This window comes from Oleiphilus sp. HI0125 (assembly GCF_001635355.1).
In genome coordinates this window covers 1-730 of sequence record NZ_LWGF01000217.1, presented here as the reverse complement: position 1 = coordinate 730, position 730 = coordinate 1, and the positions used below count along the sequence as shown (strand labels likewise).

The following is a 730-nucleotide window of genomic DNA, read 5'->3' as shown; positions in this document are numbered from 1 at the left end:
CGCAGAAGAATAAAAGCGCTTGGATCTTTCAAGCGCTAGCAACAAAGGAACAAAACAAGCAAAGGCGAGTAACCAAAGCCCAAACCCGACATTCGCAAAAGCATATAGAGCACCTGAAGCGCAGGCGCTTAAAAACAGAAAAATAGAGCCTTTCATAAGAATACTCTTTTATTATATTTTGCCGAGTGCGCGATTCGCCTCCTCAGCTTGCGCTTCTAGTTTAGCTCTATATGCGTCTTTATCCGCCATCCATTCCTGCTTCTGATCGATGAATATTTGACGCTGCTCAAGTGCACGCGAGATTTTGTTCGGCATTTCCTGAAGTTTGTTCAAGTGCATCGTTCGCGCTAAAGCTTGCCCTGCATAATCATCTTCTGGGAGCACATTCCCATAGCGCTCTAAGATCTCGGTCAAAACAATTACATAGTCTTCTGATAGTTTTTCCTGATAGGCGTAGTAGTCTCGAATTTCCTGTTCGCTGGCGTGACGTGCCATCATTTTCGTTTCAATCGCTTTTAACTCAGCGCGCTTCGCTTCTCGGGCCTCAACGATTGAAGGGTCGTCAGTTTGAGCAGCCATGGTCCAATATAAATTATCTGTTGTGGCTTCGCGTACGACATCAAGATCGACCTTTGACCATGCTTCCATTTTGGCATCATAAGCCAACTCAGGATCATAATCTTGCGGCGGCATTTCAACATCACCGGCAATCACTGTATCTGTCGTTAAA

1 protein-coding gene is annotated in these 730 nt (G+C 45.2%); it reads right to left on the bottom strand.

Translation table 11 applies throughout. From position 1 onward, the window contains the following. Positions 1–171: 171 nt before the first annotated feature. Positions 172–730, bottom strand: a 559-nt coding sequence (locus A3762_RS26975) for a hypothetical protein (RefSeq protein ID WP_197468992.1), incomplete at its 5' end; no start/stop codon positions are given.